This window comes from Streptomyces sp. NPDC048416, from assembly GCF_043200435.1.
Taxonomy (GTDB): domain Bacteria; phylum Actinomycetota; class Actinomycetes; order Streptomycetales; family Streptomycetaceae; genus Streptomyces.
Map to the genome: position 1 here is coordinate 12,492 of NZ_JBICXU010000004.1, position 18,292 is coordinate 30,783.

14 protein-coding genes are annotated in these 18,292 nt (G+C 71.0%); 7 read left to right on the top strand and 7 right to left on the bottom strand.

Annotation, left to right across the window (positions count from 1 at the left end; genetic code table 11):
- Positions 1-303 precede the first annotated feature (303 nt).
- The 5 genes from eccCa to ACGFW5_RS06725 all read left to right on the top strand — a co-directional run bounded on the left by eccCa (position 304) and on the right by ACGFW5_RS06725 (position 8,412).
- On the top strand, positions 304-4,278 hold the full coding sequence (gene eccCa / locus ACGFW5_RS06705) for a type VII secretion protein EccCa (RefSeq protein ID WP_393833101.1): 3,975 nt from the start codon (positions 304-306) through the stop codon (positions 4,276-4,278).
- A gap of 196 nt (positions 4,279-4,474) precedes the next feature.
- A complete protein-coding gene (locus tag ACGFW5_RS06710; RefSeq protein WP_393833102.1) occupies positions 4,475-4,936 on the top strand; it encodes a hypothetical protein in 462 nt (153 codons plus the stop codon).
- Positions 4,936-7,236: a hypothetical protein gene (locus ACGFW5_RS06715; RefSeq protein WP_393833103.1), complete on the top strand. Its 2,301-nt coding sequence runs from the start codon at positions 4,936-4,938 to the stop codon at positions 7,234-7,236. The genes ACGFW5_RS06710 and ACGFW5_RS06715 overlap by 1 nt, the downstream gene beginning before the upstream one ends.
- Positions 7,237-7,667: 431 nt before the next feature.
- Complete coding sequence (locus tag ACGFW5_RS06720) at positions 7,668-7,958, top strand: hypothetical protein (protein ID WP_393833104.1); 291 nt, start codon at positions 7,668-7,670, stop codon at positions 7,956-7,958.
- Positions 7,959-8,109: 151 nt separating this feature from the next.
- Positions 8,110-8,412, top strand: a complete 303-nt coding sequence (locus ACGFW5_RS06725; RefSeq protein ID WP_393833105.1) for a DUF397 domain-containing protein — start codon at positions 8,110-8,112, stop codon at positions 8,410-8,412.
- Positions 8,413-8,499: 87 nt separating this feature from the next.
- Here the strand turns inward: ACGFW5_RS06725 and ACGFW5_RS06730 are convergent, their stop codons facing one another.
- From ACGFW5_RS06730 to eccB, 7 genes are all read right to left on the bottom strand, one after another.
- Positions 8,500-8,802: a WXG100 family type VII secretion target gene (locus ACGFW5_RS06730; RefSeq protein WP_393833106.1), complete on the bottom strand. Its 303-nt coding sequence runs from the start codon at positions 8,800-8,802 to the stop codon at positions 8,500-8,502.
- A 94-nt stretch (positions 8,803-8,896) separates the two neighbouring features.
- Positions 8,897-9,262, bottom strand: coding sequence for a WXG100 family type VII secretion target (locus ACGFW5_RS06735; RefSeq protein WP_393833107.1), 366 nt, complete (start codon positions 9,260-9,262; stop codon positions 8,897-8,899).
- An 85-nt stretch (positions 9,263-9,347) separates the two neighbouring features.
- Positions 9,348-10,601, bottom strand: coding sequence for a S8 family serine peptidase (locus ACGFW5_RS06740; protein ID WP_393833108.1), 1,254 nt, complete (start codon positions 10,599-10,601; stop codon positions 9,348-9,350).
- A gap of 70 nt (positions 10,602-10,671) precedes the next feature.
- The gene (locus ACGFW5_RS06745) at positions 10,672-12,354 is read right to left on the bottom strand and encodes a hypothetical protein (RefSeq protein WP_393833109.1); all 1,683 of its coding nucleotides are present in this window, start codon (positions 12,352-12,354) and stop codon (positions 10,672-10,674) included.
- A gap of 2 nt (positions 12,355-12,356) precedes the next feature.
- A complete protein-coding gene (locus ACGFW5_RS06750; protein WP_393833110.1) occupies positions 12,357-12,785 on the bottom strand; it encodes a hypothetical protein in 429 nt (142 codons plus the stop codon).
- Positions 12,786-13,183: 398 nt separating this feature from the next.
- Positions 13,184-14,434, bottom strand: a complete 1,251-nt coding sequence (mycP, locus tag ACGFW5_RS06755) for a type VII secretion-associated serine protease mycosin (protein ID WP_393833111.1) — start codon at positions 14,432-14,434, stop codon at positions 13,184-13,186.
- 13 nt (positions 14,435-14,447) lie between these two features.
- Positions 14,448-15,974 (bottom strand): type VII secretion protein EccB, encoded by a 1,527-nt coding sequence (gene eccB / locus ACGFW5_RS06760; protein ID WP_393833112.1) that lies wholly within the window; start codon positions 15,972-15,974, stop codon positions 14,448-14,450.
- A gap of 218 nt (positions 15,975-16,192) precedes the next feature.
- Here eccB and eccE point away from each other — a divergent pair, with 218 nt between their 5' ends.
- Together eccE and ACGFW5_RS06770 are read left to right on the top strand one after the other, a co-directional pair.
- Positions 16,193-17,539, top strand: a complete 1,347-nt coding sequence (gene eccE / locus ACGFW5_RS06765) for a type VII secretion protein EccE (RefSeq protein ID WP_393833113.1) — start codon at positions 16,193-16,195, stop codon at positions 17,537-17,539.
- A complete protein-coding gene (locus ACGFW5_RS06770) occupies positions 17,539-18,273 on the top strand; it encodes a hypothetical protein (RefSeq protein WP_393833114.1) in 735 nt (244 codons plus the stop codon). Before eccE ends, ACGFW5_RS06770 begins: the two co-directional genes overlap by 1 nt.
- Positions 18,274-18,292: the final 19 nt, after the last annotated feature.

The following is an 18,292-nucleotide window of genomic DNA, read 5'->3' on the forward strand; positions in this document are numbered from 1 at the left end:
GCGGCTCGCGGGTGCGAGGCGTCCCCTGCTCTGCGTCCTGGGGCCGGTGCGCCCGCCGGACGCCGGTGGCGCCTGCGCTCCCCCGTGCCCCGGGCATCTGCCGCACGCGCGTCGTCCACGTCATCCGTGTCATCCACGTCAGCCGTGGGTGGCGTCGTGCGGTTCGCGGGTGCTTACGCCCCGGATGGCACCCTATCGCCAGCCGGGTGCACGGGATGTCAGTAGGATCCGAGCGCGGTCGGCGTTCGCCGGACACGGGGCGGCGGGCTGAACTTCTGCGACCGCCAGGGGAATTGGTGCGTAGTGAGTCACATCATTGTCAAGCGCCCGCCACGGGCTCTGCCGGGCGAGGTTCCGACGCAGGAGGTCGTCCTTCAGCCACCGCCCGAGCTGCCCCGCGGGCAGCAGGAGGGCGCGCTGATGCAGCTCCTGCCCATGCTGGGCATGGGCGGCTCCGTGGTGTTCTTCTTCATGCCGAACACGCAGCCGTTCATGAAGATCATGGGCATGGTGATGGTCGCCTCGACGGTGGCGATGACGGTGGCGATGATCATCCGTTATCGCAGGGGTTCGCAGGGGCAGTTGGCGGACATGCGCCGCGACTACCTGCGCCATCTCGGCCAGACCCGGCGTGCGGCGGCCAGGACCGCGCGCAAGCAGCGGGACGCGCAGTACTACCTGCACCCCTCCCCCGAGCAGCTGTGGGCGCTGGTCGCCGAGGGCAGCCGGGTGTGGGAACGCCGGGCGGGCGACGAGGACTTCGGGCAGGTGCGCGTCGGGCTCGGGCCGCAGACGCTCGCGACCGCGCTGGTGCCTCCGCAGACCGCGCCGGTCGACCAGCTCGAACCACTGACGGCGGGCGCCATGCAGCGGTTTCTGGCCACCCATCAGACGGTGGAGGACCTGCCGATGGCGGTGTCGCTGCGCGCCTTCTACCACGTGACGGTCAGTGGGGACGCGCCGACGGTACGCGGCTCGGCCCGCGCCCTGATCGCCTCGCTCGCCGCGCTGCACTCCCCCGAGGACCTGGTGATCGCGGTCGCCACGTCCGCGTCCGCGTCGGCGCACTGGGAGTGGACCAAGTGGCTCCCGCACACCCAGGCCCCCGATCTCACCGACGGCGCCGGCAGCAGGCGTCTGATCAGCCGCAGCGCTGCCGAACTCGAAGAACTGCTGGCCTCCCGCCTCACCGGCCGCCCCCGCTTCCACCCGGAGGGGGCGCCCCTGGCGGAGGAGCCGCACATCGTCGTCGTGCTCGACGGGGTGTCGCCGCCCCCGATGTCGGCGCTCGCCTCGGCCGAGGGCCTTCAGGGCGTCACCGTCATCGAGGTGGTCCCCGGCGAACTCACCGGCGCCCGGGGCGATCTGGCCGTTGTCGTGCACCCGCGCGGCCTGCGTCTGGAGTCGGGCCACGGCCTGGTGTACGAGGGCACGCCCGATGTGCTGTCCTCCGAGTCCGCCGACGCGCTGGCCCGCCAGCTCGCCCCGCTGCGCATGGCCACCGGCGGTGACGACGACGAGCCGTTGCTCGCCAATCTGGACTTCACCGATCTGCTGAGTCTGGGCGACGCGGCGTCGGTGGACACCGCGCGCACCTGGCGGCCGCGCTCCGCGTCGGAGCGGCTGCGGGTGCCGATCGGTGTGGGTGAGGACGGGCGTCCCGTCATGCTCGACCTGAAGGAGGCCGCGCAGGACGGCATGGGCCCGCACGGCCTGTGCGTCGGCGCGACCGGTTCGGGCAAGTCGGAGCTCTTGCGCACCCTGGTGCTCGGCCTCGCCGTCACGCACTCCTCGCAGACCCTGAACTTCGTCCTCGCCGACTTCAAGGGCGGCGCGACGTTCGCCGGGATGGCGCAGATGCCGCACGTCGCGGCCGTCATCACCAACCTCGCGGACGATCTCACCCTGGTCGACCGCATGGGCGACTCGATCCGCGGCGAGCTCAACCGCCGCCAGGAGATGCTGCGCGACGCCGGCAACTACGCCAACATCCACGACTACGAGCGGGCCCGGCTGGCCGGCGCCCCGCTGCAACCGGTGCCCTCGCTCGTCCTGGTCATCGACGAGTTCAGTGAACTGCTCACCGCCAAACCCGATTTCATCGAGATGTTCGTGCAGATCGGCCGGATCGGCCGCTCGCTCGGCGTGCATCTGCTGCTCGCCTCGCAGCGCCTTGAGGAGGGCAGGCTGCGCGGCCTGGAGACGTATCTCTCCTACCGGATCGGTCTGCGCACCTTCTCGGCCGCCGAGTCGCGCGCCGCGCTCGGTGTTCCCGACGCCTACCACCTGCCGAGCGTCCCTGGCTCGGGCTATCTGAAGTTCGGCACCGACGAGATGACCCGCTTCAAGGCGGCGTACGTCTCGGGCGTCTACCGCACGGGCGCCGACCGCTCCGCCGCGCTCGGCGGTCCTGTGCCGGTGGACCGGCGTCCGGTGCTGTTCACCGCCGCCGAGGTGCCGGTGACGTACGCCCCGCCCACCGTGCCGGCGCCGCGCGGCGAGAGCGGGCCGCGCGCCGACGACGCGCTGGCCGACACGGTGCTCGACGTGATCGTGCGCCGCCTTGAGGCGCGCGGCCCCGCCGCCCACCAGGTGTGGCTGCCGCCGCTGGACAGCCCGCCCGCGCTCGACTCGCTGCTGTCCGGGCTCGCCCCGGTGCCGGGCCGCGGGCTCACCCAGCCCGGCTACGAGGGCGCCGGGCGTCTGGTCGTGCCGCTCGGTCTCGTCGACAAGCCGTACGAGCAGCGCCGCGACCCGTTGTGGTGCGACTTCTCGGGTGCGGGTGGCCATCTGCAGATCCTGGGCGGCCCGCAGTCGGGCAAGTCGACGCTGCTGCGGACCCTGCTCGCGTCGTTCGCGCTCACCCACACCCCGCAGGAAGTGCAGTTCTACGGGCTCGACTTCGGCGGTGGCGGCATGGCCGCGGTCGCCGGGCTCCCGCACGTCGGCGGCGTGGCCTCCCGCCTCGACCCCGAGCGGGTGCGGCGCACGGTCGCCGAGGTGTACGGCGTGCTGACCCGCCGTGAGGAGTACTTCCGCTCGGCCGGCATCGCCTCGATCGCCGACTTCCGGGCCCGCCGGGCGCGCGGCACCATCTCCTGCGCCGACCAGCCGTGGGGCGATGTGTTCCTGGTCATCGACGGCTGGGGCAACTTCCGTACCGAGTACGAGGGTCTGGAGCAGGTCGTCCTGGACATCGCGGCCCGCGGTCTCGGCTACGGCATCCACCTGGTGCTGACCGCGTCGCGCTCCATGGAGGTCAGGGCCAACCTCAAGGACCACCTGATGAACCGCCTCGAACTGCGGCTCGGCGACTCCATGGACTCCGAGTTCGACCGCAAGGTCGCCGCCAATGTGCCGGTGGGCGTGCCGGGGCGCGGGCAGTCCCCGCAGAAGATGCACTTCATGGCGGCGGTGCCGCGCATCGACGGCCTCCAGTCCGACACCGACCTCGCGGAGGCGACGGCCGCGCTGGCCGCCGAGGTCACCCGGCACTGGACGGCTCCGGGCGCGCCCGCCGTGCGCCTGCTGCCGCGCGAGCTCCCGGCGGCCCAGCTCCCGCCGGGCAACGCCTTCCCGGAGCGCGGCATCGCCTTCGCGCTCGACGAGAACAACCTGGAGCCGGTGTTCGTCGACTTCGAGCAGGACCCCTTCCTCCTGGTCTTCGGCGAGAGCGAGTCCGGCAAGTCGAACCTGCTGCGGCTGCTGATCACGCAGCTCACACGGCGGTACGAGGGGGACGCGTGCAAGCTGTTCGTGGTGGACAACCGGCGCGCCCTGCTGGACGCGACGCCGCCCTCGCACCTGGCGGAGTACATCCCCATGTCGAACGCCATGGACCATCACATGGATGCCCTGGCCGACCTGATGCGACGCCGCGCGCCCAGCGCGGACGTGACCGCGCAGCAGTTGCGTGAGCGCAGTTGGTGGCGCGGCCCCACGGTGTACGTCGTGGTGGACGACTACGACCTGGTGTCGACGTCCAGCGGCAACCCGCTCGGCAAACTCACCGAACTCCTGCCGTTCGCCCGTGACGTGGGCGTCCGCTTCATCGTCGCCCGCTCCACGGCGGGCGCGGGCCGCGCCGCGTACGAGCCGTTCGTCCAGCGCATGAAGGAGCTCGGCGCCCAGGGCGTCATCCTGGCGGGCGACCCCGCCGAGGGCGACATCCTCTCGGGCGTCCGCCCCCGCCCCATGCCGACCGGCCGCGGCACCTTCGTCTCACGCAGGCGCGGCAGGCCGCTGGTGCAGACGGGCCTGATGGAGGGCGGGAACTGACGGGGGTGGTGGTGGTCCGGGGGCCGTGACGGGAACGGGGGCCACCCGGCCGGGGCCCGTGACATGAAGGAGTGGATCTCGGCCATACGGCAGACGCGCGCCGCAACTCGCCTGCTACAAAGGCACCTTGTCGAGTTGAGACCATGCCACCCCGGGTGCGCCCGGCGGCGTGCAGGGACCACGGGGGACAGCGGGCATGCCATGGGACGAGTGGGAGCAGCTCAAGCAGGAGGCCGCGGGCCGGGGTTCGACGGCGATGCGGCTCAACCGGCTGCCGTCGGCCCAGGACGACCACCCCGGCACGCCGTCGGGCGCGCAGGGCGATCTGCGCGTCGACCAGAAGGACCTGGCGGCCATCGGTGACGCGGCCTACCGGCTGCGCCAGGACCTGGGCCTGTTCGGCGGCCACGCCCGCGGCGCGTCCTTGGCCGCCGCCGGGGGCCTGGCCACACAGGGGTTCGCCCTGGGCAAGGCCCTCGATCATGTCGCCGTCCACTGGGTCGATCAGGTGCAGAGCCTGCTGGACGCCTGTGCCCACATCTCCAACCACCTCGACTACACCAAGGGCGCCCACGCGGGTGACGAGACCCACATCTACGGCGTGGTCAGCAGCATCGCCGAACTCGACAAGGGATTCGACGAGAGGGCCGGCCACTGATGGACCTCGACGCGCTCCGCTTCGCGAACTTCGCCCAGCTCGACGCGGCGATCACCGACTGGGAGCAGATGGCCGGGCAGCTCGCGCAGCTGGAGGAGACCAGCCAGCGGGACCTCAGGGCCAAGGCGTACAAGGCGAACTGGGCCGGCTGCAACGCCACGGTGAGCCGCGAATTCATCGACAAGACGGCCGGGGAATTCAGTGACGCCCACACCGAGGCGACCACGGTCGCCCGGATTCTGGGCGACACCCGAAGTGAACTCAAGGACTACCAGCACCAGTTGCTGGACGCCATCGAACGCGGCCTGAAGAACAACCTGACCGTGATGGACGTCGGTGACGGCTCGTTCACCGTCACCATGAACGTCCACCCCGACCGCGCAGGGCGGGGAACCACCGTCCCCGAGCACAGCCGGCACGATGTCGACGCCCTGCGCGACGAGGTGCAGCGCATCCTCAGCAAGGCCACGGAGAGCGACACCACCGCCTCCGAGGCCCTGCAACTCATCGTCGACCAGGCCAAGCTCGGCTTCTCCGGTGCCGCGTACGCCGACCGGGACTCGGCGGCCAAGGCAGTCAAGGCCGCGAAGACGGCGGCGGCGCTCATGAAGAAGGACCCCCACAAGGTCACGACGACCGAACTCAACGAGCTCAACGCCACCTTGAGCCAGTTCCAGCAGGATCCCCTCTTCGCCGAACAGCTGGCGACGTCCGTCGGCCCGAAGGGGGTGCTGACCTTCTACGCCGGGATCGCAGACCCGTACCTGGCCGGCTACGACCCCAAGCGCGGCGAGGCGGCGAAGCAATTCCAGAAAAACCTCGGCATCACCCTGGGCACGGCCACGCTGTCCGACAGCGCGAAGATGGACGCGTGGGAGAGCGGCATGGTGAAGCTGGGCTCCGAGCCGCTGGGCATCGACGACGCCGGCAACCCGCGCGGGTTCGCCGTCATGAGCAACCTCATGCGGTTCGGCGACTACGACGACCAGTTCCTCAACAGCTACGGCGACAAACTCCTGGCCTTCGACAAGGAGCGCAACGTCAAGGGCATGAGCCCGTGGATGAACAACCTGAACCAGGCGGACCTCAATTTCTGGGGCGAGCAGGACCGTGGCCGCGACCCGATGACGGGGTTCCTCGAAGCGCTCGGTCACAACCCCGACGCCTCGACGCAGTTCTTCGCCCAGCCCGCCGGCTCGGGAGACACAGTGGACAAGGACTCCGAGGTCAATGAACACCTCCAGTACTTGACCAAGGACCGCATCTGGCTCCCGGACGGCCCCGTGATGGGCGACGCCCCCGATCAGATCGCCGGGCGCGACTCCCTGGGCCACGCGCTGGAGGCGGCGACGACGGGCTACGCGTATGACGCCACGACCGTCCCCGGCAACCATCCCTCTCCGCCGCCGGGCAGCGCGGACCGCCGCACGGCGGCGACAGCCGGGGTGATGGAACAGGTCGCCTACCTCTATGGCGGCGAGGACGGCCCGAAGATGCTCCACGACCAGCCCGAACTGGCCGACAGTCTCGGCAAGATGGGCTCCGCGTACATCGACGACCTCGACTACGCGGTGTCCGGCCTCGGCGACCACGCCAAGGACGCGACGACATTCCCCGGCCGCTATGCGGGTCGCGCGGACTTCGGGAACCAGGGCGCCATTACATTCCTGAGCGTGCTGGGTCAGAACGAGACATCGCACGGGCTGGTGACCGCAGGGCAGCATCTGTACACCCTCAGCGTCCTGGACGCCAACCCTCCCACCAGCGACGCGAACTTCCACCACGGGCAGCACGCGCTTGTCTCGGAGGCCGAAGTCCGGGGAATCCTCGACCACTCGCATATGCAGCAGGCCGAGAGCGACTACAAGGACGACTCCGAAAAACTCAACAAGTCGAACGGCAGAGTCGCGGAGTGGGGCAAGTTCGCCGTGGGTGCCGCGGTGGGCGGTGGTGTCGCCCTCATCCCGCTGCCGGGAACGACGGTCGCGGGCATCGCCATCGCTCCGGTTGTCTCGGATCTGGCCGGTAACGCGCTCAACACGTTCATCGGCCAGGAAACGGACAAGGCCATGGACAAGGCGGAGGACGACCCTACGGAAAAGTCTCAGATGACGAGCGCCGAATTCTTCACCAAAGGCGAGGACGATCTCGGCACCAGTTACGAACATTACCTTCAGGGCCACGCCGACTCTCAGGCGCGAGCAGACAACGAATACTTCAAGGAGCGAATCCGGGAGACCTACGAAGGCACCGGCCCAAACGAGAACGACCACCGTGGCCGCGCGCCCTACAAGGACTGAGAGCGATGACCAGTGCCCCCGTCCCCGACCGCAACCGCAACCGCACATGGCGTCGCCCGCCGCGGTGGGCTCTGCTGGCCGCGGCACTCGCGATGGTCACAGGTGGCTGCTCGCACGGCTCGAATCCCGAAGCGAAAAGTACTCCGGCAGCCGGCGTGTGCGCCGCCACCCTGGACACCACCGCGGCCGCGGCACTGCGTCACCTCGCCGGAACCGATGAATTCACCGAGGACAGCGGAGGCAGCGCAGCGGGCCGGCCGCGAGAATTCTCATTGTCGTGGACGGCCGCACACCTGCACGACGCCGGGATTCGCCCGGGGGTATGCGTAGTCCACAAAGCGAAGGGTGACGGTGCTTACTGGGCACTCAATCTGGACTTCACAGCGGCGCCCGTCATCCCGACGCATGACTTGATAGCGACCACCCATCCCGTGGCGAGGTTCGGCCGGCTGACCTACTTCCCCATGGGGGCGCTTGCGTACGCGCAGGGCGGCACCATGGCCACCGTCTACTTCGCATGCCGGACTCGGGGAAACGGCCGTGAGACGCCGTACGTGAGGGCGAGCTCGATCAGCAATGGTCAGCTTGCGGGTGACTCCCCGGCCAAGGACGCCCTGACGATCGTCAACTCGGTCTCGCGCCGCCTCGCTGACGAACTGGGCTGCGCGAACGAGGCGGGCCTCCCCGCGACCGTCCCCGACCCCGTCCCCGAGGGCACATGACGCGGCGCTCCCCAACCCCCACCACCAACCCGTTCTCGTGATTCTGGCCGGCTCCCCATCCCCGCCGCGACCTGCCAAGTAAGGTGATCGGACGGCCGGTTGGCAGGCCGCCCGTCGCACCGTCGCTACGTCTGGAAGGAATCGCTCCGTCATGGCTGAGGAACAGGACACGGAACTGCGGGAGCGCAAGGAGCGCGAGAAGAACGAGCTGTACGCGCTCGACATCTCGGGGGTCGAATGGCACAGCGCTCCCGGTACGTCCGAGGACGAGGAGCGGGTCGAGATCGCGTACCTGCCGGCCGGGGCCGTGGCGATGCGGTCGTCCGTGGACCCCGGCACGGTGCTGCGGTACACCGAGGCGGAGTGGCAGGCGTTCGTACTGGGGGCGCGGGACGGGGAGTTCGACCTGGAGCCGTCCGTGCGCAACGGGGGGCTCGAAGCACCGCCGGAGTAGCGCGGCGGTGAGCGGCCGTGTACCGACGCCGAACGGGGTGGGCGCCTCCCGTGCGCGCCCACCCCGTCGCTGTTGCCCCGGCGTCCCCTACTGGAAGTAGCCGGCCGCCTTGTGGTCGCCGGCCCGGTAGGTCGGGCCCGCGTCGGCGACGGCGTTGGCGATCTGCGCCAGTGAGGTCTGGATGCTCCGCGCCCGCTTGTCCCATTCCTGCTGGTTCGTCACGTAGACCTCGTGGGCCTCGCCGTGCCAGCTGCCGGCGGCCTTGTCGACCAGGCTCTTGATCTCGCGGAGGTCGTCGTCGAGCTGGCCGGCCTGCTGCTTGATGGCGGCGGCCGCCTCTTCGAGACTGCTGTACGTCACTCCGAGGACATCGCCGCTGTAGTCGCTCATGGCTTCCTCTGTCTCCCTGCTGGATGATCTTGTGGTGGACTGCGGTGGGTTTCGGGCACCCCATGGGGCCCGCTGGACCCGTTGGACCCGCTGGTTAGTACGTGCTGAGGTTCGAGGTCATCGCCGCCGTGGCCGCCGTGTCGCCGCTGTAGCCGTCCACGACGTCGATGCCCATGAGGGCCTTGCGGACCTCCTCGTCGGTGTCCCCCTTGCCCGTGCGCGTGGCCTTCATCGCTTCGAGGAACGTCAGCAGACGGTTGCCGATCTGCACCATCTGGTCGTTGATGTCAGCCTGCTTGCCGTTGAACGCGCCCGCGCCGATGCCGTCCCAGTGGCCTTCGAGCCCGTCGATCACACCCTGCAGGTTCCTGAGCTGGGTCTTCACCGAGTCGAACTTCTCCAGGATCCGGCCCTCCAGGTGGGCCATCTGACTGTCTGATACCCGCTGGTCCTTCGACATGTGCGGTTTCCCTTCGTTCCGTCGGGTGGTGATGCGGATGGTTGTGGCTCTGGGTTGTTGCTCTGGGTTGCGGCCGTGGCTGTGGCTAGGGGGTGCGGGTGTGGTCCGGCTGGGCGCCGCGCCGCCGGCTCCTGGTCGCGGCGAACGCGCCGGCCCCGGCAAGGACGATCCCGGCGACGACGCCCGCGACGACCCAGGGAATGCTGCCGCCCCCGCCCTCCCCCCGCGCCGCCCCCACGGCAACGGTCTCGCCCTTCGGCGGCGCCGGGGAACTCGGGGCGGTGCCGCTCTTCTGCTGGTCGAGGGAGACGGGGTCGACATCGGCGGGGCCGGGGTCGATGTCCGGCTTCTCCAGCACGAGGCGGGGGCGGATGAGGCCGTAGCCGAGGTACTTGCTGGGCTTGTCCTTGTCCCAGGACCGTCCGGCGGTGTCGATCATCGTCCGCAGAACCTGGTCGGCGGTCCAGGTGGGGTGGGCGGACCAGATGAGGGCGGCGGAGGCGGAGGCGATGGCTGAGGCCGCGCTGGTGCCCGACGCATCGCAGTACTTCTGGAACGTGGTGTCGCACCACACGAGGGTGTTGAGGCCGGGCGACGCCAGATCGACATAGTTCCCCGATTGCGAAAACTTTCCAACAGTGCCGCTCTCGTCAGCCGCACCAACACCGACGACTCCTGGAAAGGCGGCAGGGAATTCCAACACCCCACCGTTCGCCTCCTCGTCGTTCCCAGTGGCCGCGAACACCAACTTCCCCTTGGACACCGCGTATTCCACCGCCTCACGTTCACCAGGTTCCGCCGTGGCCCCGCCGAAGGACAGGTTGATGATCTTGGCGTCCGAATCAGCCGCGGCTCGGATCCCGACTGCGGCTGAAGCCGTCCTCGTGCGGTCGTCCGTGTCTTTCATGGTCTTCATGGCGATGCGGACCGGGATGATCTTTGCGTCGGGGGCGAGGCCTCTGATTCCGCCGCCGGTTCCCGTACCGGCGATCAGCTCGGCCATCGTCGTTCCGTGGCCCTGATAGTCCTGCGTCGCGCCGTAGGCAGCCGGTTGCGGAACCTCCTGGCTGAGCACCTGGCCGCGCAGAGATGGCGTGTTCGGATTCACCCCGGTGTCCACGACCGCCACTTTGATGCCTTTGCCAGTGCTGGTCTTCCACATCTCAGGAGCCCGCATCGAATCGAGGTACCACGCAGGTGGGGAGTTGCCGTCAGCGGCGGCTTGTGAGGCAAGGCCGCCGGACGCAAACGCCCACACCCCGAGCGCCGCGCAGACTGAAGCTGCCCGCCTGCGGCTCCGTACGCCGGTCATCGAGCTCGGCTTCTTTCGTCGACTCATCAGTGCTCTCACGCTTTCCTGCGTTCTCGCCCGCGCCTGGGTACTCGCTCGTGTACGTCACCCCGCCCGGTCAGCACGACGGCTCCTCCGACTCGCCCGCGGGGCCGCCACCCTGATCGGTTCCCTCGTGCTCCGAGTTCCCGTCGCCATCGTTTCCCGATCTCCTCACCAGACCGGTGCCGCCTCGGCTGAAGCCATTGCCGGGGGCGCGAGCACCCGAGATTCTGCCTTGCGGCTTACCGACCACACCATCGGCGTTACTGACGGAACGCACCCCCTTCGCAGGCGGCGGCCCGGCCGCTCCCATCACGCCGCGTTGGATCGGATGCCGTGCGGACGAGGAAACCGCCGCGCCTTCGCCGCCCACGATCGAGCCCCTTGGCGGCCGTGAGGCGGCAGACCCCGGGGAGGCCGCAGTCGGTCGCCCACCGACCACGCCTCCACCCCGGCCCATGGGCGCCGGACTTGTCGTCCCGCCACGCGGACCGCGCGTATCGGCAAACCGCGGGCTGCCTCCTGCAACTCCGCGCCCCATAGGCATCTCACCCCTGGCGCGGCCTCCGCCTTGAGCCTCGTTCTGAGGTGATCCTCCCGCTCGGCCCAGAGGCGCCTCCCCCCGCCCGGATGCGCTCGACGGGCCACCAACCGCCTGCACGGGCTCACGGAACCCCATACCACTTGGGCCGACGGCCCTGGCAGCGCCGCCGGTCAAGGGCGCCAGTGACTCTGCGAGGACGGGCGGCAGACTGCTCACGACGGGAGAAGTCGCAGGGGTGGACGGCAGAGGGGTCCCCATAGCTGGGGCCGGAGTCGACACGGGCGGCGTGAGAAAGCTGTTGAGCTCGGTCCCCGCAGGCGGCCCGGTCGGGACAGCTGCTGAGGGGGCCGACGCGGCCACCGGATGCGCGGACCGATCCGCTCCCTCAGGCAGCTGCCGCACACGGCTCTGCGCGGGAGTGCGCTCGTCCGGGTGATGAACATTCCCAGTCCTGTCGACCGAAGGGCTGACGGTCGTGATCGGCCTCTGCGAATCCCGCGGCTCGATCCCAAAGCCCGGCTCCGGCTGAGGCACCCCCACGCTCGGCATGACCTCAAAGACAGGCGCCTGCTGCCCGGCCAGGGTCTGCTCCGCGACGGTGTAGAAGGACGACAGGCGGTTCATCTGGTTGATCGCCTCCTGGCGATCCTTCTCCGCCCGCACCGCCGCCTCGTACTCCGCGTTCCCTGCGACCCGCTTCTCCGCCGGAAGGTCCGTCGCCTTCACCGACTCGGGGCGGTGGTCCCGTGGCGGCATCGCCTGGCGGACGGACGCGAGGCCCATGCCCGCCGCGCTGATCTGGACCCCGGCCGTACTGGCGAAGTCGCCCAGGTTCTTGGCGTGCCCGGCGAGGGCCTTGCCCCAGTCGCGGAAGGCGTTGCCGGATTCGCCCTCCCAGTCGACGCGGGCGATGTCCTTGTCGAGCGTTCCGGCCGCCTCCTCGATCGCCTCGTGTGCGGCGAACAACGCCTCCCCGGCGCTTGTCAGATGCTCCGGGTTGGCGTTCTCCACCAGGTCGATCATGTCGTTGAGCCGGTGGCTCTCGAAGTCGGTCGTTCCGAAGAAGCGGACCGGCCCCCCGAAGGGGAGCATCCCGGACAGCGCCCGTGACGCTCCCGTGGCCATGTCGGTGGCGCCCACCTGCCGGCTGACGCGCTGCTCCTCCGTGAGCGGCGGGGCCTGCGGCGAGGACGCCTGCGGCTTGTTGTCGCTCATCGCTACCACCCCGTCCGTGAGGTCTTGTCGTCGGAGCGCTCCGGCGCCGGGTGCCCGTCCTTCGCGCGCCGCGCCTCGGCCCCGTCGTAGTCGATCTTCGACTGGATCGCCCAGAACCGCTGTCGCGTCTCCTCGTCCAGGTTGTCGAACCCGACGTCCGCGCCGTGCACGGCGATTCCCATCGCCTCGATCTGGAGGCCCAGGGACTTCGACAGTGAGGTCAGGTGTTCATGCACGCGGTGGTACTGGGTGTAGAGGCCGTCCGCCTCGGGGAACGCGCCGCCGCCCGCACTGAAGGACGCTCGGGGAATCCGCTGGGACGCCAGCGTCGTGGCGCCGGCGTGCGAGCCCTCGAAGGTGGTGAGCACGGTGTCCACCCGGCCCTTGAAGGCCTTCAGTGCCTCCATGCCCTTCTTGAGGTCAGCACTCACCGTTGTCGCCTCCGCCCCTGTCGGCGGGCCGCCTCCTGGCGCCCCATGTGCCGCTCCCCGCTTGCCGCTTGCCGCTTGCCGCTTGCCGTACGCGCTTGCCGTCAGCCCCTCGCCGTATGCCCCTCGCAGTACGCCCCTTGTCGTACGCCGCTCCCCCGCGGGCGGCGGGGCGCACCGCCGGGGCCGTCGCCGTCCCCCTGGCCACGCTCCGTCGCGCCGTGATCACTGTAACCAACTCCCGCCGCCGCCCCAACGGGCTTTCGGCGTCGGCGGGTTGACCCCGTCGCTGCGACCCTATGAGGGTGCGTCAGCCCTCACATGAGTACCGCTACTCACTTTCCCCGAAAGGTCCGGCGGGCCGAAAAGCGCCGGGGCCCGGGGCCCGCCACCCCTCCCGTTCACGCCGCATCGTTGCGCGCCATGCGCCGGCTCCTGCGGCGCGCGTCCCTGATCGCCACGGCCGCGCCGCTCAGGACGGCGGCGAGGACCGCGGCGCCGACGGCGACGTAGGTGGCCAGGCGTTGGGTGCGCTGTTCGTCGCTCTCGCCGAGGTGGAGCGCCGCGGGGGTCGGGACGCGGGCGGGGGTGACGCCCTCGTGGGCGACCGGGGCTTCGATGGGGTGGTCGTCCTCGGTGAGGGCGCGGACCGGGTCGACGACGCCCCAGCCGACCAGGCGGTCGTGGCCGGCCACCGAGCGTTCGGCGGTCTGCTGGATCTGGGCGACGATCTCGCGCTGTGTCCAGTGGGGGTGCTTCGCCTTGATGAGGGCCGCCACCGCGGCGACGTACGGGGCCGAAAAGCTCGTACCGCTGTCGGCGCAGTGGCCGCCGCCCGGCACCGTGGAGATCATGTCGACGCCGGGAGCGGCGACGCCCACGAACGCGCCGGACTGGGAGAACGCCGCCCGCTCGTTGTTGCGGTCCGACGCGGCGACCGCGAGGACTCCGGGGTAGGAGGCCGGGTAGGTGGGCTTGACGTTGCCGCCGAGGCCGTCGTTGCCCGCGGAGGCGACGACCACGATGTCCTTGGCCAGCGCCGCGTCCACCGCCTGCTTCAGGGTGGCCGCGGGTTCCACGGCGTTCGCGGTGTCCTGCGAGATGTTGATGACGTCGGCGCCCGCGTCGATCGCGTCTTGGATGGCGTTGGCGAGCGTCTGCGCCGTGCCGTGGCCGTCGGCGTCGTTCTGCTGGAGGGGGATGATCGTCGCGTCGGGGGCGAGGCCGACGAATCCCGTGCCCTGGGCGGGGCGCGCCGCGATGATGCCGGCGACTTTCGTGCCGTGCCCGACGGTGTCCGTCGTGCCGTTCTCGGCGCCGCGCGGCAGCGGCTGGTTGCTGGGGTCCTTGAGGTCCTTGGGCAGGAGGTTCTTGCCCTTGGACGCGTCGACCGCGCCCTTCAGCTGGGCGTTCTGGATGTCGACGCCGGTGTCGATCACGGCGACCCGCACGCCCTTGCCGGTCGACTGGTGCCACAGCTCGTCCAGGAGCACGCGCTGGAGCGCCCAGGGGCGGCCGGCGTACGGCTTGGAGGGGAAGGTGCACTGGTCGCCGTCGGCGGCGGGGGCCGCGGCCGCCGGGCTCGTCAGGACGGTCAGGACGGTCAGGGCCGCCGCGGCCGTCAGGGCTGGGGGCTTGCGTACGTACGTCATGGTCCTGCCGCCCTCAGGAGCCCTGGGGCTGGCGGGCCGCCCCGGTGGACAGACGGGGCCCGGTCGGCAGGAACGTGGACCAGCTGATGGGGATGGGCGCCGGCTCGGACTTGGCGTAGCCGAGCCGGGTCTGGGCCTGCTGGGCCTCCTGGTCGAGCTGCTTGCGCTGGTCGGCGCTCAGCCCGGCCCCGGAGTCGCCGGCGGCGCTGTCGCTGTTGGACTGCATGGCGTAGCGCAGGCCGGTGTCGGTGACCAGGAAGACACCGCCGGCCTTGGTCTCGGAGCCCTGGATCTGCCGGAAGAGCTGGCCGGATCCGGGCGTCACGTACGCGCTGCTGGAACCGGTGGGCAGGGGCGCGGGGAAGTCGGTGCCCGCCCAGGTGCTCATGGTGGTGGCGCCGTTGTCCTTGTCGACGTCGCGCAGCACGTTGCACACGGTGTTGCGGTTGCCGTTGGTGGTGCCCGCGTCGTTGACGGCGGCCGGCATCCGGCGCGGCCAGTTCCGCCGGGGCGCGAACTCGGTGGTCTCGGGCGTGAACTGGGAGGCGTTGACCGCCGTCGCCTGGCCCGTTTTCATCAGGCCGCCGAGCGTGCGGCTGTTGAGGAGCAGCTTCGCGGTGAAGTCGGAGACCGGGGAGACCGTGCCGCGCTGGACGAGGTAGTACTGGCTGCTCGTGCCGTTGGGTGCGCGCAGAACCATGCCGATCTTGTTGGCTTCGGGGGTGAGGGTGCCTGGCACGCCCGCCGGGTCGCCGATCTTCCCCTGGACCTCGGGGAACGCGATCGGATCACCCGAACGAAGGGTGTCCAGCCATTCCTTGGACACCCGCTCGGGTTCGCGGCCCGAGCCGACCAGGGCGCGCAGCAGGAGTTCGTCGGTGCCGACCTCGTACTTGGTGCCCTGGGCGTCCACGACGTAGCGGGTCTTGTCCTCGGCGCCCGTGACGTACAGGAGCTCGCCTCCGGTCAGCCGGCCGGCGCCGTCGGTGCGGCCCTTGTCGCGCTCGGCCAGGACGAACGCGGCTTTCTGGATGGCGCGTCCGCCGTCACCGGGACGCTCGCACACCGCCCAGCGCTTGGCGGATCCGGCTTCTTCCGGGGAGGGCAGCCGGTCGGGGGCGTAGGGGATGCCGAGGGTGGCGCCGTGGGTCAGCGAGCCCTTGTCGAGGACGGACTCGTCCACCTTGACGACCTGGCCCTTGTCCGGGTCGAGCAGGAGTTTGGCGGACGCCATGTTGAGGACGGGGTGCAGCTCGCTCTTGCCGTCGGTCTTCAGCACGACGTACCGGGTGGTGGACTTGCCGGCGATGATCACCTTCTCGCCGGGGGTGTCCCAGCCGGGCGGCGCGGCGGGTTTGAACATCCCCCACGCGCCGAACGCGGCCAGCAGCACCACCGCCGCCAGGGTGCCCGGCAGCACGGCGCGCAGCGGGCGCGGCGCCCCCTCCTCCGAGCCCGTCGGCGAGGGCTGGATGAAGGCCGCGAGCGTGCGGCGCTTCGCGAAGGTGTACGCGTTGAGCTCGTCCCGCCGTGATGCCATGACTGTCCGCGTTCTCCATCGTCCCCGTGCGGAGCGGTGGGAGCCCGCTCCCCGCCCCTGCGTCGTCAGACCGGCGACGCGTTGTCAGACCGGCGACCTACTATGCCTGTTACGTGATCGTACGCCCGGGGCGGGTAGGGTGAGCGGGTCCTCAAGGGCCCTATCGGCCAAGGGCTTTCGTGGGGTTCGGGGGGTCGAGGATGGTTGCGCCGACAGGAATGCGGTCGCGCTCGCGGGGGCGGTCCGGGGCGCCCGACGGGCCGGGATCGCGCTCAAGGACGCGTGGGGGAGCGCCTGTTGGCGTCGTCCCGGCAGCGGCGCGGGCGGCCCACGGGCCGGTGGCGCCCCGCCTCACGTCGCGTTCCGGGCGCTCAGGTTCGTTTCATATGCAACAACTCATCCTGATCGAGGTGGCCGCCGCCCTGCTGCTCGCGGCCTGGGTCGCGGGCCCCGTGGCGCTGGTGCCGGGGGGCGTCGTCGCGGTGGTTCTCGTGCTGCTCGCGGTGGTACGGCTGCGCGGGCGCTCGCTGCCCGAATGGCTGGGAACCGCCTGGGCGCTGCGCACCCGGCAGCGCCGCGCGGGCAGCACTCCGGTCCCCGCGGGCGCCTTGCCGTCCTTCGCCCCGGCGGTGGAGTGCGACCCCACGCTGCGCACGTACAGCCACGGCGACCGGGACCAGCGGCCCATCGGGATGATCGGCGACGGCGGTTTCCTCACGGTCGTCCTCCAGGTCGAGTCGGACACGACGGCGCTGCGGGCCGCCGACCGGGGCCAACGCCCGCTCCCCGTCGCGCTGGTGCGCGACGCACTCGTCGTGGACGACATACGTCTGGAGTCGGCGCAGATCCTCCTGCACACCCAGCCGGCGCCCGCCCTGAGGCTGCCCCAGCAGTCGGTGGCGGTGGCCAACTACGCGCCCCTGCACGCCCCGACCGCCGCACCCGCGGTCCGCATCACATGGATCGCGCTCAAACTCGACCCGGAGCTGTGCCCGGAAGCGGTGGCCGCGCGCGGCGGCGGCATCGAGGGGGCCCAGAAGTGCGTGGCGCGCACCGCGCTCCATCTGGCGAGCCGGCTGACCGGCGCGGGTCTGCGCACCACGGTGCTGACCGAGGAGGAACTGGCGGACGCGGTGGCCACGTCGGCCTGCGCCAATCCGCTGGTGACGGCGCAGGCCGGCCGGGCGCAGGAGCCCCAGCGGCGTACCGAGGAGTCGAGCCGTTCCTGGCGCTGCGACAACCGCAGGCACACCACGTACTGGGTGCGGCGCTGGCCGAGGATCGACGCGGCCGCGGGCACGGGCGGGCTGCCCCAGCTGGTGGCCCTGCTCACCGCGGTGCCCGCGCTCGCGACCACGTTCAGCCTCACGCTCACGCATGCGGGCGCCCGGGAGGGCGGCATCAGCGGCCACGTCAGGGTCACCGGCCGCAGCGAGGCCGAACTGGCGGCGGCCCGTCAGGCACTGCTGCGTACCGCTCGGGAGACGAAGGCCGGGCTCGTTCCGTTGGACCACGAGCAACTGCCGGGGATGCTCGCCACGCTGCCGTTCGGAGGCGCCCGCTGATGACCACGACGACGTCGGCGCCGACCGCGCGCCCCGGGCTCCGCACCGGCTTCGGTCTCATCGGCCCCCGCCACCGCAGGCACAGCCTGTCCGTCGAGCAGCTGGACGCCCTGGCGCTGCCCATCGGCGACGACGGCGTGGTCGCCGGGGTGGACACCGAGGGGCGGCCCGCGGTGCTCGGGGTGAGCAGACCGACCGCGTACGACATCGTGCTCATCGGCGGCCTGTGGACCGCCCAGGTGCTCGCGCTGCGGTCGGCGGCGACCGGGATACGGGTCGCGGTGGAGACCGGCCGGCCGCAGGCGTGGGCCCAGCTGGTGCACGCGATCGCCAGCCAAAGCGGCATGACCGTGCACGACGTGGGCCGGGTGCCCCCGCTCGGGGCGTCGGCCGGTGAACCGGTGCTCGTGGTGCGGGACTGCGGCATGCGTCCGCCGCGCGGGCGTGTGGTGTCGGCGCCCTGGCAGGCGGTGCTCACCCTGCTGCCCTATGTCAGCCCGGTCGCGCCACGGCTGGTCCGGCAGGCGCGGCTCGTCGGCGTGCAACGGGTCTCGCCGGACGAGGCCGCGCAGCTGGCCCGCCTCATGAACCTGCCGCGTACGGAACAGGAAACCCTCTCGACGCTCGCCGACGGCGTCACACTCTGGTGCAACGACCGCGACCGCTCCTTCACCATGACGCAGGCGACCGACACCGAGACCGGATTGTTGGGGAACGCCCGACGGGTCGACTGACGAAGGCCCCGGCGCGGGA